This window comes from Bacillus sp. SH7-1 (assembly GCF_008042405.1).
Classification (GTDB): domain Bacteria; phylum Bacillota; class Bacilli; order Bacillales; family Bacillaceae_G; genus Bacillus_A; species Bacillus_A thuringiensis_N.
Window position 1 is genome coordinate 1 of record NZ_QNUD01000026.1, and the last position, 14,785, is coordinate 14,785.

A 14,785-nucleotide genomic window follows, 5' to 3' on the forward strand; every position below is an offset into this window, starting at 1 on the left:
AATTCTTTCTTATCGTTATTCTTAACTTTCCATTTCATTCATTGCTATATGTAAAGCTGCCACCGCTTTTGGCCAGCCAACATAAAAAGCCATATGTGTTATTAATGCAATCATTTCATTTTCCATAATTCCATTTTGCTTTGCCAGCCGCAAATGAAATGGTAATTGTTCTGTCTGATTAAGACTAATTAGTGCCGCCACTGTACATAAACTTCTTTCTCTTAATGTTAAAGTGGCATCCCGCCACACTTCCTCGAACAATATCTCTTCACTATAATGAGCAAATGCAGGTGCCATTTCTCTCATTTTCTCTTGAATACAATATTCAATGGATTCATTCATCATTTCACTCCCCTTTCATTTTACTAATTGCGCCAATCCTTTACCAAACGACCAATTTTCAGCAGCTGTCTCATTTAGTGTAATAAAAATGTCTGCACTTTTTATACTAGAACATTCAGAAACCTTCAAGGATATGGACTGATACAGATCCCTTTTCTGTTTTATCGTTCTTCCCGGTCCACATGTAATAGAAACATAAATCATATTCTCTGTTCTCTTTTCTCCTCTTTCTAATAAATAATATGGATTATATAAAAAGTGATTTTGTTGATAAGGTAAAAACATTTGAAAAAAATCATTTTCAGGGATATTAAAATGTTCAATTAATGAAAGATGAATACATTCACCTATCTTTTTCAACTCTTCTTCATTTAATATATTTTCATGATAATAAACATTCACAAAAGGCATACATTTTCATTCCTTTTTCTTAATTTAACTTCAACAAATTTTCAAAGTGAAATGTGTAAAACCTCATATATTGTAATATCCACCATCTCTTCAATTTCAGGCTTTACTTCATAAAATTCAAACTGACTATATCCCCACTTATCTGGGTTATACACTATTACATTCCCTTTACATTTTTCTATATTTTGAATATTCTGTTTGACAGTATTAAATTGAGTCCCAATCAATGAATTCTTTTGAGGGATACTCCCCGTATATTCAACAACATATCTACATTTTTTAAAATCATCCTTTACATTAACAACTAATGGAACACCTATATTTATTTGTTGCCACCCAAACGATTGTAAAATATTATCGTAATACCCTTCAAAAATAAATTTATTCATCCCTTCATGACCATTCCAAATATATAAAGGTGCATAACAGTTATAGAAATTTCCGTCCTTATCTGCCTCAGTAATTAAATAAGCTTTAAAATTTAGGTCTTGAAAACCATCCGTTTTATACCCATTATCCTCTACCCTTTTTCTAATAATCTCCATGTCATAATCCTTTGGCAAAATGACCTTATATTGCATTCCAATCATGTTTATCACTCACTTTCCATCTTATATACACAATGATAAACCGATGACTGGCCAGCGTAAAATAGGTATAAATTATGTTTGGTATCATTTATAATGATATCATATAAGGGGCTGTGATAAATGGAAATAAATGATCTTATTATATTCAAAACTGTAGCTAGCGAAGGTTCTATTAGTAAAGCTGCGAAAGAGTTAGGTTATGTTCAACCGAACGTAACTGAGCGAATCAAAAAATTAGAACAAGAGTTAGAAACACCTTTACTACATAGAGATAACAAAGGCGTTTCCTTATTACCTTCTGGTGACATTTTATTAGACTACACGAATCAAATATTAACTCTAGTAGAAGAAGCGAAAGATAAAATTAAAATGAGTGGTTCTTCTTATATAATTGCGACGTCACAATCTATTTTGACTAATTATTTAAGTAAGCGCATTAAAGAAAATTTCAGGAATTATCAAATATATGTAGAAAATAGTAGTCATTTGCAAAAATTACTGCAGCAACAAAACGTTGATATGGTCATTACTTATGAGGATTATCCGGACACAGCGTTTAAAAAAGTATTTTCCACTTCAATTTCTATAGGCTTATTAAAAGCGAAAGAAAAGTGTACCATTGACTTTTCAAAGGAACTCTTCTTCGTTAGCAATGACAAAAAGTGCCCTTTTAGAAATAAGACGATACAATTTCTAAAAGAAAATAATCTATCTCAGCATCAACTTCAGCAATTAGATTCTTATTCACTCATTGAAGATTTTATAAACGATGGCAACGGAATAGCCTTTTTACCGATTAGAAATGATAAATTGGAACCAATTGAAGATATTCCAGTTGAGAAATTAGCTGTTCATTTTTTTACAAATCAAAACTCTTTAAAACAAATCCCTGATGAACTATTTGATTAATAGAAGAGCTATCAAACTAACTAATTACATACGCCAATAAAAATCCCTCCTTTACGAATCTAAAAGAGGGATTTTCATATTCTATACAATTGATTTTTCACACATTTTGCTCCACTTCTGCATTGTTCTCCTTCTTACTCCGCTTCATATTCTTCAATTTCTTAACCGTGCCAACTAATCCTTTCGGAAAAGCTAGTAATACGATAATGTACAATAAACCAAGAATAATCGTCCATCGTTCAAAGATCGGATACTCTGTAGCTAGTTCTGATAAATAATATTTCAGTGATTCAATAATTCCGGATCCAGCAATTGCTCCAATTAACGTTCCAACGCCTCCAATCATTGTCATCAATAATGCATTTAATGTCATTTCAATTGAAAATACAGTTGTATTAACAAAGCGCAGTGTAATAACAAATAAACCACCGCTAATCGCAGCTACTACTCCTGCAACAATGCTAGCAATAATTTTATAATGAAGAACTTTATATCCTAATGCTTCAACTCGTTGCTCATTTTGTGAAATTGCCTTTAATACTTTTCCAATAGAAGATTTTGTGAAGAGACGTAACAGAACAAAAATGACAATTAAACATATAAGTGTTACATAATAAAACGTAAAACGGTCACGGAATAAATCTGGTACACCAAATGTAAAACCATCCCCTCCGTGAGTGAGCCCACGCCATTTTTCAGCAAGTACGAAAAACAACTGTGAAATAGCAAGTGTTAGCATCGCATAAAAATGACTTTTCAGCCGTAAAGAAAGTAGACCGATTATATAACTAACGATTGCTGAAACGATAATTGCAGCTACTATCCCTATTAAAAAGTTCGTTATGGATACTCCTTGCCGATCAAATAAAAGTGCTACCCCATATGCTCCTATACCAAAGAACATACAATGCCCAAACGATACAATTCCTGTATATCCAAGTAATACATCAAAACTCATTGCAAAAATAGCAAAGATGAAGATTTGAGTGAACAAAATTAACAAACTCCGTGAATCATTTACGAATGGAAATACACTTAAACAAATGAGCATACATACTCCGAAGTATACTTTAATTCGATTTGATGTGTTGTTCACCATTTCACCCCTTTTCACTAACAAGTCCATTTGGCTTCACTATTAAGAAAAATAGTAACATTAACATATTGATTGCAAGTGATAAATCCGGTATAAAATACGCTGTAAAAGCACCAGCTAATCCGACAATTAAAGAAGCGATTGCTGAACCTTGTACGCTCCCTAACCCTCCAATAATTACTACTATGAAAGCTAAAATTGCATACTGCATGCCCATCTCGGCGAAAATAACACCGGAATACGGTGCTAATAAGAATCCTCCCAATGCTGCCATCCCTGCCCCTAATAAAAAGACGAAAGAAAATATCGCTTTTACATTAATACCAAGTGCTTGAACCATTTCTTTATCCATTACTCCTGCGCGTATCATAAGACCTATCTTTGTTTTTTTGAGCAATACTAGTAAGGCAATGTAAATGATAATCCCAATTAAAATAACGAATAGACGATATTTAATTAATATAACGCCTTCGAATGTAAAACTTCCTTGTAGCCATAACGGTAACTTTGCTCCAATTGGATTTGGTCCCCAAAATACTTTAATACATTCACTAAGTACAAGCATTCCTCCAAGCGTAACAAGAAGCTGGCGAACGTGGTTTCCATATACCGGTCTAATAAGGAATCTTTCTAAAATGAACCCAAGGAACATTCCCATAGCTATTGCTCCAATTAACGCTAATACGTAATTACCTGTCATATTAAATAGCCAAACACCTGTAAACGCTCCCCACGCAAATAAACCACCATGCGCGAAGTTTAGAACGCTCATTAAACCGAAAATAAGTGAAAGACCTGATGCTAATAAAAAAATGAGTATCCCTGTTGAAATCCCATTTACAAATAAATTGATTAACACATCCATCCTTCTCACCTCGGATTCATGTTAAGAGATTCCTAAATATTTGTGACACATTTCCTTATCCTCTTTTAATTCATGCATAAAACCGTTATGAACAATCTTTCCGTTATCCATAATATAAAAATAATCACCAATTTGACTAGCCATCATAAAATTTTGTTCAACGAGTAAAACTGTTGTTTTCTCCTTCATTTTCAAAATAGCTATCATTAATTTTTCTATCATAATGGGGGACAAGCCTTTACTTGGCTCATCAATAAGTAGTAACCCATCACTATTAATAAATGCTCTTGAAATTGCTAACATTTGCTTTTGTCCTCCGCTTAAAAGTCCACTTTTTTTGTACCAAAACTGCTTTAAATCTGGAAATAGTTCAAACATCCACTCAATTTTTTCTTCCGCTTCTTCTCCCTTTCCCCTAGCAAGAGCGAATGTTTCTTCTACTGTCAGATCGTGAAAAATACCTTGATTTTCTGGTACATACCCTATTCCTTTCCTTGAAATTAAATGTGTAGATAATCCATTTACTTGTGTACTATCATAATAAATTTCACCCTGTGCGATATGATGAAATCCCATAACCGAACGTAATGTCGTAGTCTTCCCTGCCCCATTTCTTCCAAACAGTACAGTAATCGTTCCTTTTTCAACAGCAAGAGATACCCCTTGTAAAATATGAAACTGACCTAAATACGTCTCTATATTATTCACTTGTAATAGTGCCACTATATAATCCCCCTAAATAAGCACTTTGTACACGCTCATCTTTCATCATTTCTTCGGGCAAACCTTCAGCCAATAACTCTCCATGGAATAAAACGATAAGATGGTCTGACAAACCTAGTACCATATCCATTTTGTGTTCAATAAGTACAATTGTACTCTCTGGATGTTTCTTAATGTTTTCAATCACTTGTAAAATGGCCGGTACCTCTTCAACTGATATACCTGCCGTCGGCTCATCAAGTAGTAACACATCCGTTTTTAAAGCTAATAACATCGCAAGCTCTAGCTTTCGTTTTTCTCCATGCGCTAAATCTTTCGCTAATACATGTTCTTTCTCCTGAAGTAATACTGTTTTTAAGAAACGTCTCGCCTCTCCAACTTGTTGCTTAAATTTTGCCGGACTTGGGAAAAAACTATAGTAATCTTGCACGAACGATTGAACACTTAAACGAACATTTTCAAGTACCGTTAACTCTGGGAATATATTTGTAAGTTGAAAAGAACGACCAATTCCTAATCGAGTTCGATCTGAAATTGATAAATTTGTAATCTCTTGTCCTTTAAAATACACTTCACCCTTTGTTGGAGAAATTTGCCCACTTAGTAAATTAAATAACGTTGTCTTTCCTGCACCATTTGGTCCAATAATGGAAATGAGCTTTCCTTTTTGTACTGTCAAATTCACATCTTTAATAACATGATGCTCGCCAAAAGATACGCTAAGATTTTTTGTTTCGAGCAAATGTGTCACGAAATCCCTCCCTTTAAAGCTTTAAGTAAGAAAGAAATGCGTATAAAGAGGGTATCCCCTCTTTATACAAAAACAACAGAAAATTCAGTCTATTTATTTTGAACTGGTGGTTCTGTCTCTTTCATCGTTAATTCTCGTTCTAATACTGGCACCGGATAATCAACACCATCTTGCTTTTTCAATGTGATAGAATACAGTGTTTGCATCGCTTGGTGATCCTTTTCTCTAAACTTCATCTTTCCTTTCGGTGTATCAAATTCCATTCCTTCCATTTTCTTAATTAATGTTTCTACATCTGTATCACCTTTTGTTTTCTTTAAAGCTTCTACAATTGAAATTGCCGCTGACATTCCTCCTGCTGTAAATAAATCTGGCACCGCACCATTAAATCGTTTTTTATGTTCTTCCACTAACCAATCATTCACCTTATTTTTCGGGAGTGTATGATAATAAACAGAAAAACCTTGCATTCCTACTAACGCATCCATCGTTTTTAATGCCGGTATATCTGGTGCACCTGTAGAAATTTTAATACCTTGTGCTTCCACATTCATATCTTTTAACTGTTTCCAAGGTGAGTTTGCCCCTGCCCAAACGATAAATAAATAATCTGGTTTTGAGCTAATGATATTTTGAATATTTGCAGTGAAGTCAGTCGAATTTGTATCTGCGTATTGCTCGTTTACAATATTTGCCCCTAATTTCTTCGCTCCAGCTTTAAATGCTGCAATTCCCTCACGGCCGTAAGCATTATCTTGTGCTAACGTTGCTATTTTCACATCTTTTTTAGCGATTGCCGCCGCACCAGCGACTGCATCTTGAGAGGAATTTCTACCTGTTCTAAAAATATATTTATTCCAGTTCTTCCCGGTAATACTATCAGCTACTGCTGGTTCTACAACCATTATTTTTTCATATTCTTCAGCTAATGGTAAAACCGCTAATGTATCACTTGAACTAGACGATCCGACTAAAAAATCGACTTTCTCTTCTTCTAATAACTTCGTAGCTTTTTTAACCGCTACATCAGCTTTTGTTTCCGTATCTTCTACAACAAACTTAATCTTCTTCCCTTCAACTTTGCCAGTTCCACCAGTTGCATAGTCTAACCCTAATTCAAATCCGTTCATGGTTTGTTTTCCATATGATTCTAATGGACCTGTTAATGAAGCAAGAACACCTACCTTAATCGTCTTGTCACCCTCTGTACTTGTTTTCTTTCCTGAACAAGCTGCCGTTATTAATAACGAACCTAAAACACAACCAGTAGCCATCATTCTTAGCCATTTACGTTTTTTCATCGACATTGTGATCCTCCCCATACTTTACTTTCTGATAGAATCAAACACGCCAAAGTTACCCAACCGTAATTATGACTTTTCCTCTGAATCATACAAACAAATCTGTTAAAAAAATTTAATGAAGTACCTTTACATTCGCCGCCTCTTTCCAAATACCTCCATTTATCATGTATTCATCTAGTATTTTTCACCACCTAATTACAGTCGCTGCCCACGTATACCCAGTCCCTGCACTAACTACTACTGCAATATCTCCGGCCTGTAATTTTCCCTGTTCATTTGCAAAGTGAAGACCAATGCAAGGATCAAGTGCTGACATATGTCCATAATGATCTAAATATACAACTTGTTCTTCTGCTAGCCCTAGCCCCTGTATCAATTCTATTAACATAGAACGTTTTGTATGCAGTGGTAACAATACTTTAATATCTTTAGGAGTAAATCCACTTTTTCTTAACGCCTCCCGAATAACCTTGTCAAAATTAGGAGTTGAAACCCTGTCTAGACGTTCTTTCATACTAATAGGATCTATTACATCAATATAATGCTGTCGATTCTCAACTGTATCGTAGCTCGCAACCTGCTTCGATCCACCTGCTGGAATACGAACATCTTCATGAAATGAACCATCTGTTATAATCGCACTTCCTAATATTTCACCGTTTCTAGCGTCTTTTTTCACTAAAGCTGCACTTCCGCCATCAGCGAAATTAAACATAAAACGCGAGCGTGGATTATCATAATCTACAATTTGAGATTCTTTACATCCGCCTACTAATAATATATTTTCAATTGAGTTATCGGAGTAGAGCATATCTTTTGCGACTTTGAGGGCAATAGGAAAACAAGAACTAACATTCATAATTTCAAAAGCATAAGCATTTTTTAATCCAAGTTCATGCTGAATTTTTGGGGCACTAGACCATACGTGGTAATCTTTATGTGGACTGCCAAAATAAATGACTACATCAATAGATTGAGGATCTACTTGTGATAATATTGGCTTTGCAGCAGCAATAGCTAAATCTGATGCATGCATCGTTTCATCTGCGACATGTTTTTCATATAATCCAAACTTTTCTATAATAATGTGCTCAGGAATACCTGTTTTTTTAGATAGGTCTGTAGCCGTCTCTACGTCTTTTGGGAAGAAAACACCAGTCGCTTCAATCCCAATATTCATTAGACTACTCCTCCTTCTTTTGGCACCATCATTGTAGCTACACCTGTTAATACTAAATCTCCTTTTTGGTTATGACACTCCGTTAACAATTTCAAAACTCTCTTTTCTATCATAAATTCTTGTACTGTAGCCGTTGCTGTAATTGTATCTCCTATAAAAACTGGTGCTGTAAATTTAATAGTTTGCTCCATATAAATGGATCCTTTTCCAGGTAAATGAATACCAAGCAATTGCGATAATAGACTAGAAGTTAGTAAACCATGTGCTATTCTTTGATTAAATCTAGTTTTTTTCGCATACTCATGATCAATATGGATTGGATTAAAATCCCCACTTAAACCTGCAAATAATACAAAATCCGTTTCTGTTATTGTTTTACTACATGACGCCTTTTGACCCGTGCTGTACATCGTCATCTCTTCACCTACTTTTCAATTGATTTGCTAACTGTGTTTTTTGAATTTTACCAGTTGCATTTTTTGGCAATTCTTTTAGAAAAACAATCTCTTTCGGTATTTTATATTTTGCTAGAAATAAACGACAATGTTCAATGACTTCCTTTTCAGTTAATACACTGCTACTCTTTTTCACAATAAAGGCGATTGGAGTCTCTCCCCACTTTACATGTTGCCTACCAACGACCGCTACCTCATATACGTCCGAAAGCTTATTAATGACTTGCTCTACTTCAAGTGGATAAATATTTTCACCACCGGAAATTATCATTTCTTTTTTTCTACCGACAATGTATACAAAACCATCTTCATCAACTCTAGCTAAATCTCCCGTATATAACCAACCATCTTGAATCGTTTCTTTTGTTGCATCTGGCCGATTCCAATACTCTTTCATTACATTTGGCCCTCTTATAAGTAACTCTCCAACTTCACCAATCTCAACTTTATTTTTGTTTTCATCAATAAGTACATAATCACAAAACAAAACTGGTTTTCCAATTGAGCCTACTTTACGTCTTGCATCTTCTTCTGAAAGCATAAATACGGTTGGTGATGTTTCAGTCATACCAAAGCCTTGACCAAATAAAAATCCTCTATTTATAAATTCTCTCATCAACTCTTCTGGACACGGAGCACCACCGTTATAAAACCAGCGAACTGATTGCAAATTTGTAGTTTCAAAATTCTCGCAATTCATTAATGCCTGATGAATTGTAGGTACTCCCATCACTACAGTCACTTTATGTTTTTCTATCATGGAAAGAGCTGTAGTTGGCTCAAATTTTCTCGGAACAATGATTACACCACCTGCAAATAAAGTTGGAAATGCGAATAAGCCAATCCCACCAATGTGAAATAAAGGCAGTAATACAATGGAGCGATCGTGAATAGTTAGATCAATCGCAAATGTATTATTTAGCGCATTCCAAAACATATTTTCTTGTGTAAGTACAGCTCCTTTCGGTTTTCCAGTTGTCCCTGAGGTATAACATATAATAAAGGATGCGCTTTCATTTATCTCTTCACAGTTATCAATTTTTCTATCTTCTATTTCTTTTAAACTTTTAATCAAAATCACACTTTGTACATACGATACCTTCTGCATTGACAGTGCCATATTTTGAAATGTTTCCTCTATAAATAAAACTGTACTTCCACTATCCCCTAACTGAAATATAAGTTCATTTTCTGTTAACCGTATATTCAGTGGAACAGCAATACATTCTACTTTTGCTATAGCAAACAAAAGTACAATATATTCCAAGCTATTTTGTGATAAAATGGCTATCCTTTCTCCTTTTTGCACATTCAAGTCGTAAATTAGATAGGCTGCTACTTTACTTACATACTCATGTAACTGTTTATATGTCATTTCCTCCTCTTCTGTAATAATGGCAATGCGATCTGGATGTAAATAGGACCGTTTTTCAATCCAATAAGCAATGCCTTGCATATGTTCCCCACTCCCTTATCTCTTTCTCAATCCTTCAAATATTAATGACATCGCTGCTTCAAATACATCTTCTGGAACATCTTTCTCTTCCCAATAACCCCATCGCATACCTAGAAATTGCCCAATTGACATAAGACAATACGCAATTGTTTCTGTATCAAGTTGCTTAAACTCTCCCGCTTCCATACCAGCTGATAAACTTTTTAAAAATCCATTTGCGAGCTTTGCATAGTACCATCTATATAAATTATCATCAACAACTACCGCCTGTTGTACAATGTTATATAGATTAGGACGATCTTTCACCCACCGAAAAAATGCCTGAAAACCTCTTCTTTGTGCCTCTTCATAACTTGATATCCCCTTCATTTCTTCTTTAATAATTAAGCGTAACTCACGGTTCAATCTGCGAATCAATTCATCAAATATATCTTTTTTAGATGGAAAGTAATTATAGAAAGTTCCATGCGCCACCTTTGCTTCTTGTGTAATATTCACGATAGAAGCCTCGTAATATCCTTTACTACCAAATACCTCTTCTGCAGCACACAATAATTTCTCTCTCGTTTCTAATCCTTTTGTTGTTAGATTTTTTACATCCATTATTATCTTTTCTGACACCTGAATCACCTCTTATATTTGATTATAAATATACTTCTGAATTTTACAATTATTATTGTTAGACAAAATCTGCAAGTGTTTTTCTATAAACCAATAAAGTTTGGCTTCTTTTGACTAGCTATTAATTAGTGAGAATTTTATAACGCATTCCTAATCAGAATGAATAAACGCCCCGTCAGTTGAATTTTTTACACTTCCCGCCCTCTCATAACACCATATACATTTAAGAAATATTATGAAAACAAATCCATATTTTACAAAATTAGAATATGCTAATATAATATATAATTGATTATCACTTATAAGCATCGGATATGAGTGAGAAACTATTGTTTTATATACTTAGGAGGAATCATAATGAATTTTAAACATGTACTTGCAACAGGCTTAATTACCGCCACATTATTTGGTGCAACGAATGCTCATGCACAAACTGAACATTTCATTGATGTACCAACGAATCACTGGTCTAAAGATTCGATTGACCATTTAACTGAGCAAAAGATTATTAGTGGTTATGGTAACGGAAAATTTGGATTTGGGGACAATGTAACTCGTGGGCAAGTAGCTGCGATTATTTCAAGATACTTAAAACTAGAAAATACCATATCTACAAATAAACATTTCTCTGATATTCATGGGCATATGTTTGAAAACAATATTAAAGCAGTTGCTCAAAAAGGACTTATGACAGGGGACAATAGCACTGACAAGTTTAGACCTGATGATACATTAACTCGATATGAAATGGCTGTTATTTTACAAAAAGCTTTTCATTTACCTGTAAAAACAAATGACCTTTTCTATGATGTTCCAAATAATTTTTGGGCAACAGACTCTGTTCGTTCATTGTATAGTAATGGCATTACAAAAGGAATTGGAAACTATCAATATGGCGGAGAAATGAATGTAACAAGAGAACAATTTGCAACGTTTATGTATAAAGCAATTAATGTCAGCCCTTATTTTGTTCCTGATTCTATTCCTGCAAAGGATGAGGATAAGTATAAAGAAATTGAGAATATACTAATTGATTCTGGATTTTTCAAACGCTCTTCGGAATATATATATAATAAAAATGGTAAAGACGGATATGATAACATGATGTATTTTTATTTTTCTTCCTCAGATGATAGCGCATATAGAATGTATATTACAAGTGATGATCCGGTATTAAACGAGCCTGTAAAAAAAATCCTAAACACACTACTACCAACTAAAGCAGATTATCTGTACAGTCTAATTAAAAATCCTACTGCAAGCTCTCGAACAATAGAATTAGATGGTCGCAAAGTTGAAATTAGTAGAGGCTCTAATATAAGTGTTTCTCTTGGAAAACGAAAATACTAAAAGAGTGACTATTTAAAATGAATACAAGTATCTATATGCTTATTCACCAAAAATAAAAAGCTGCCACATAAGTCATTTTCATCAACTTATGTGGCAGCTCCCTTTAATCTTAATTAGAATTAAGTTCCACTTTCTCTAACCCTTCAGCCAATTGTTTCTTATCTAGCCCTTCCCCTATTACTACCAAGTTCGTTGGGAAACCGAAGTCTTGTTCCAGTAAAGTCGGTACCCCGAACGAGTATTGGAATAAGTGAGGATATTTGTCCCCATGAAATTTCACAAAACCTTTCACACGATAAATACTATCTGGTAAATTCGAAAGCCATTCGTATAATTTATCTTGATCAATTGATTTCGTAAATTGATACGTCATCGTTTGTATATGTAAATGCTGTTTTACATGTAGTGTCTCATGTTCCCCATCATTCGTAAATTCAGCTTCCTCTATGTCTTCTAAAGATATATTACAATATTTTGTTTCAAACAATTTTGCATGATTATTTATTGCTTTCACTTCTTCAATTACTTTGTTCTTATCCGCATCTGTTAGTAAATCTGATTTATTAATTAAAATATGGCTACCAAACTTCAGTTGCTCATGTAATAATTGCTGAACGTTTGCACTTAATACACTTCGATTTAACCACCTTACTGCATCTAAAACGACTACAATGGATTTCACTTCCAGGAAAGGCGCTAAAATTGGTGATACACATGCATCTAACACTTCAATTGGATGCGCAACACCTGTCGTTTCAATATAAATGACATCTGGTTTTTCTTGCTGATATAACGAATGCAACTGTATTTCAAGCTCTTCTTTTAGCGTACAGCAAATACATCCTTTCAGAAGTTCTCTTAAAACATTCTCTTTTCCAATAATATCTGTATCTACTGAGTACTCACCAATCTCATTCATCAACACTGCAACTTTTCTATTCTTCTTTTTCTCCGCTAACAATAAATTTTGTAATAATGTTGATTTTCCACTACCTAAAAAGCCACCTAATATATGAATTTCTACTTTATTCATGTGATCGACCATCCATTTCTTTATTTCAAAACGTATTCAAAGCGTAATAATTACGATTTATATTTATTATTTTATTAAAAGATTCGTGATTTGTAAATATATCTTCACTGCTCATTTACTTCATATGCAACTCGAATTCCAGACTCTATTGCTCCTTGCATCCATCCATGTGTTAATGTCGTATGCTCTCCTGCAAAGTGTACTTTTCCAGATGGTGGTGTAATATACGGAAATAACTCAAGCTCTTGGCCCGGTTCGAACGCTGTAAATGCGCCGCAAGAATACGGATTTTGACTCCAGCTAAAAGATGCCCCTGTAACAAACTCACTATAAACGATGTCACCGTATATTTCCGCTAAATTTTTTAATGCGTACCGAATGCGTTCACTATTCGGTAAACTATCCCATGTTAAAGCTTCATCTGCCCACGTATAACTCGCTAAAATTACAGATGGACCTGGCGTATGAAGCCCATAACTTGGATAGTATGTAAATCGAATCGGCAAATCTGTAATAGATTTCCCACCAAACTGTCCCATTCTCTCCCAAAATCTACTTTTAAATTCTATCGCAATTTTAGTCGAAGCTATATAGTTTAATTCACGAATTGCTCTTCTTTTATAATAGGAGAATAAATGGTAAGGCTGGATTTCAACAAAACGCAATGCTGAAAATGGGATAGTAACAATTGCGATATCACCTGTGACCGTATATTTCTCTAACGTTTGTTCATGTTTTACTTGTATCGTCACATTGTTATCATCTTGTATAATTTTTTCAACCTTATACTGCATAAATATATTTTCATTTAACTGCGGTAAAAAGGCTTTTGGTAATGCATCCATTCCACCCGTTATCTCATAATATTTTGTCGTGGAAGTAAAAAAGATCATTTCACGTAATACTTCAATTAAAGACATTCCCATATATGCTTCCATATCTAGAAGTACCCCAATCATATCTATTGCACCGTCTGAATAATACTCGCTTAAAAATGATCCGAGCGAATATGTTTTATACTTTTTTTCAACGATAATCCAGTTTTTATTGGGATCTTTTTTTATAAAATTAAGTATAGGTTCTAATACTACTAACATTAACTCTTCTGCAGTTTTTCCTTTTTCATTCTCTAAAATTGGATATCCAAGTATACTTGGATTTTTTTCAAATATGCTCAATCTCGTTTTAATATGATTCGTATAAATAATATCTAAAGTGGTTTTATTTATAAATAGATTTAGCGGTAATTTAAATTTACGAATGTAAGCTAAAGTTAATTCATGTGTTTCAGGAATCCGCATTGGTCCTGCATTAAAGTATAAATCTCTGCTAAATGGTTCACGAATCGTATATATTCTTCCGCCTATTCGGTTATTCGCTTCTAAAATTGTTATGTTATGTCCTGCTTCTTTCAATAACGATGCTGCAACTAATCCTGAAATTCCTGCACCAGCAATAATAATCTGCTTTGGATTCTTCGTTTTAACGAGCCCCACATTAATAATATGAAGCATTCTTTCCATCGTTAATGGCTGCATCATGCCCTTTTCCCCTTCGATAAAGGATTTTATTGCATTATATTCCGTTAACTTACTTCCTATGTTCCATGCAAGAAATTGCACGGATACATTTTCAAATACTTGAATATCTTTTATAAAATGTAATAAACTAGATATGACTCTATAGAAGTAAGACGTAT

At 34.0% G+C, this 14,785-nt stretch carries 16 protein-coding genes; 2 read left to right on the top strand and 14 right to left on the bottom strand.

What is annotated here, in order from left to right; genetic code table 11:
* Window positions 1-21: 21 nt before the first annotated feature.
* Genes DN390_RS31230 through DN390_RS20180 form a run of 3 tightly spaced genes read right to left on the bottom strand, consistent with a single transcriptional unit; the run spans window position 22 to window position 1,343 of the window.
* Window positions 22-345, bottom strand: coding sequence for a carboxymuconolactone decarboxylase family protein (locus DN390_RS31230; RefSeq protein WP_060630472.1), 324 nt, complete (start codon window positions 343-345; stop codon window positions 22-24).
* 12 nt (window positions 346-357) lie between these two features.
* Window positions 358-753, bottom strand: coding sequence for a tautomerase family protein (locus DN390_RS31235; RefSeq protein ID WP_255444081.1), 396 nt, complete (start codon window positions 751-753; stop codon window positions 358-360).
* Between the two features lie 41 nt (window positions 754-794).
* Complete coding sequence (locus DN390_RS20180) at window positions 795-1,343, bottom strand: DUF4865 family protein (protein ID WP_147808232.1); 549 nt, start codon at window positions 1,341-1,343, stop codon at window positions 795-797.
* A gap of 120 nt (window positions 1,344-1,463) precedes the next feature.
* Between DN390_RS20180 and DN390_RS20185 the strand changes: the two genes are divergently transcribed.
* Window positions 1,464-2,252 carry a LysR family transcriptional regulator gene (locus tag DN390_RS20185; protein WP_147808233.1) on the top strand — a complete coding sequence of 263 codons (789 nt, stop codon included), beginning with the start codon at window positions 1,464-1,466 and terminating at the stop codon, window positions 2,250-2,252.
* Between the two features lie 97 nt (window positions 2,253-2,349).
* On the opposite strand, the gene DN390_RS20190 is transcribed toward DN390_RS20185, so the two are convergent.
* The 9 genes from DN390_RS20190 to DN390_RS20230 all read right to left on the bottom strand — a co-directional run bounded on the left by DN390_RS20190 (window position 2,350) and on the right by DN390_RS20230 (window position 10,703).
* Window positions 2,350-3,303 (bottom strand): branched-chain amino acid ABC transporter permease, encoded by a 954-nt coding sequence (locus DN390_RS20190; protein WP_147808308.1) that lies wholly within the window; start codon window positions 3,301-3,303, stop codon window positions 2,350-2,352.
* Between the two features lie 49 nt (window positions 3,304-3,352).
* Complete coding sequence (locus tag DN390_RS20195; RefSeq protein WP_147808234.1) at window positions 3,353-4,213, bottom strand: branched-chain amino acid ABC transporter permease; 861 nt, start codon at window positions 4,211-4,213, stop codon at window positions 3,353-3,355.
* 21 nt (window positions 4,214-4,234) lie between these two features.
* Window positions 4,235-4,936: a branched-chain amino acid ABC transporter ATP-binding protein gene (locus DN390_RS20200; protein WP_147808235.1), complete on the bottom strand. Its 702-nt coding sequence runs from the start codon at window positions 4,934-4,936 to the stop codon at window positions 4,235-4,237.
* A complete protein-coding gene (locus tag DN390_RS20205; protein ID WP_064449344.1) occupies window positions 4,914-5,687 on the bottom strand; it encodes an ABC transporter ATP-binding protein in 774 nt (257 codons plus the stop codon). The genes DN390_RS20200 and DN390_RS20205 overlap by 23 nt, the downstream gene beginning before the upstream one ends.
* A gap of 89 nt (window positions 5,688-5,776) precedes the next feature.
* Window positions 5,777-6,994 carry a substrate-binding domain-containing protein gene (locus DN390_RS20210; RefSeq protein WP_147808236.1) on the bottom strand — a complete coding sequence of 406 codons (1,218 nt, stop codon included), beginning with the start codon at window positions 6,992-6,994 and terminating at the stop codon, window positions 5,777-5,779.
* A 181-nt stretch (window positions 6,995-7,175) separates the two neighbouring features.
* Entirely contained in the window at window positions 7,176-8,171 is a 996-nt protein-coding gene (locus tag DN390_RS20215) for a 3-oxoacyl-ACP synthase (protein ID WP_147808237.1), read from the bottom strand.
* Window positions 8,171-8,587: a MaoC family dehydratase gene (locus tag DN390_RS20220; protein ID WP_048566568.1), complete on the bottom strand. Its 417-nt coding sequence runs from the start codon at window positions 8,585-8,587 to the stop codon at window positions 8,171-8,173. Before DN390_RS20220 ends, DN390_RS20215 begins: the two co-directional genes overlap by 1 nt.
* 4 nt (window positions 8,588-8,591) lie before the next feature.
* Window positions 8,592-10,082 (bottom strand): o-succinylbenzoate--CoA ligase, encoded by a 1,491-nt coding sequence (locus DN390_RS20225; protein ID WP_147808238.1) that lies wholly within the window; start codon window positions 10,080-10,082, stop codon window positions 8,592-8,594.
* Between the two features lie 15 nt (window positions 10,083-10,097).
* On the bottom strand, window positions 10,098-10,703 hold the full coding sequence (locus DN390_RS20230) for a TetR/AcrR family transcriptional regulator (RefSeq protein WP_001290800.1): 606 nt from the start codon (window positions 10,701-10,703) through the stop codon (window positions 10,098-10,100).
* Window positions 10,704-11,060: 357 nt separating this feature from the next.
* Here DN390_RS20230 and DN390_RS20235 point away from each other — a divergent pair, with 357 nt between their 5' ends.
* Window positions 11,061-12,053 (top strand): S-layer homology domain-containing protein, encoded by a 993-nt coding sequence (locus tag DN390_RS20235; protein WP_098952093.1) that lies wholly within the window; start codon window positions 11,061-11,063, stop codon window positions 12,051-12,053.
* 109 nt (window positions 12,054-12,162) lie between these two features.
* Here DN390_RS20235 and DN390_RS20240 read toward each other — a convergent pair whose 3' ends face one another.
* Together DN390_RS20240 and DN390_RS20250 are read right to left on the bottom strand one after the other, a co-directional pair.
* Window positions 12,163-13,086: a CobW family GTP-binding protein gene (locus tag DN390_RS20240; RefSeq protein ID WP_098952199.1), complete on the bottom strand. Its 924-nt coding sequence runs from the start codon at window positions 13,084-13,086 to the stop codon at window positions 12,163-12,165.
* A 104-nt stretch (window positions 13,087-13,190) separates the two neighbouring features.
* Window positions 13,191-14,627, bottom strand: a complete 1,437-nt coding sequence (locus tag DN390_RS20250) for a flavin monoamine oxidase family protein (RefSeq protein WP_147808239.1) — start codon at window positions 14,625-14,627, stop codon at window positions 13,191-13,193.
* Window positions 14,628-14,785: the final 158 nt, after the last annotated feature.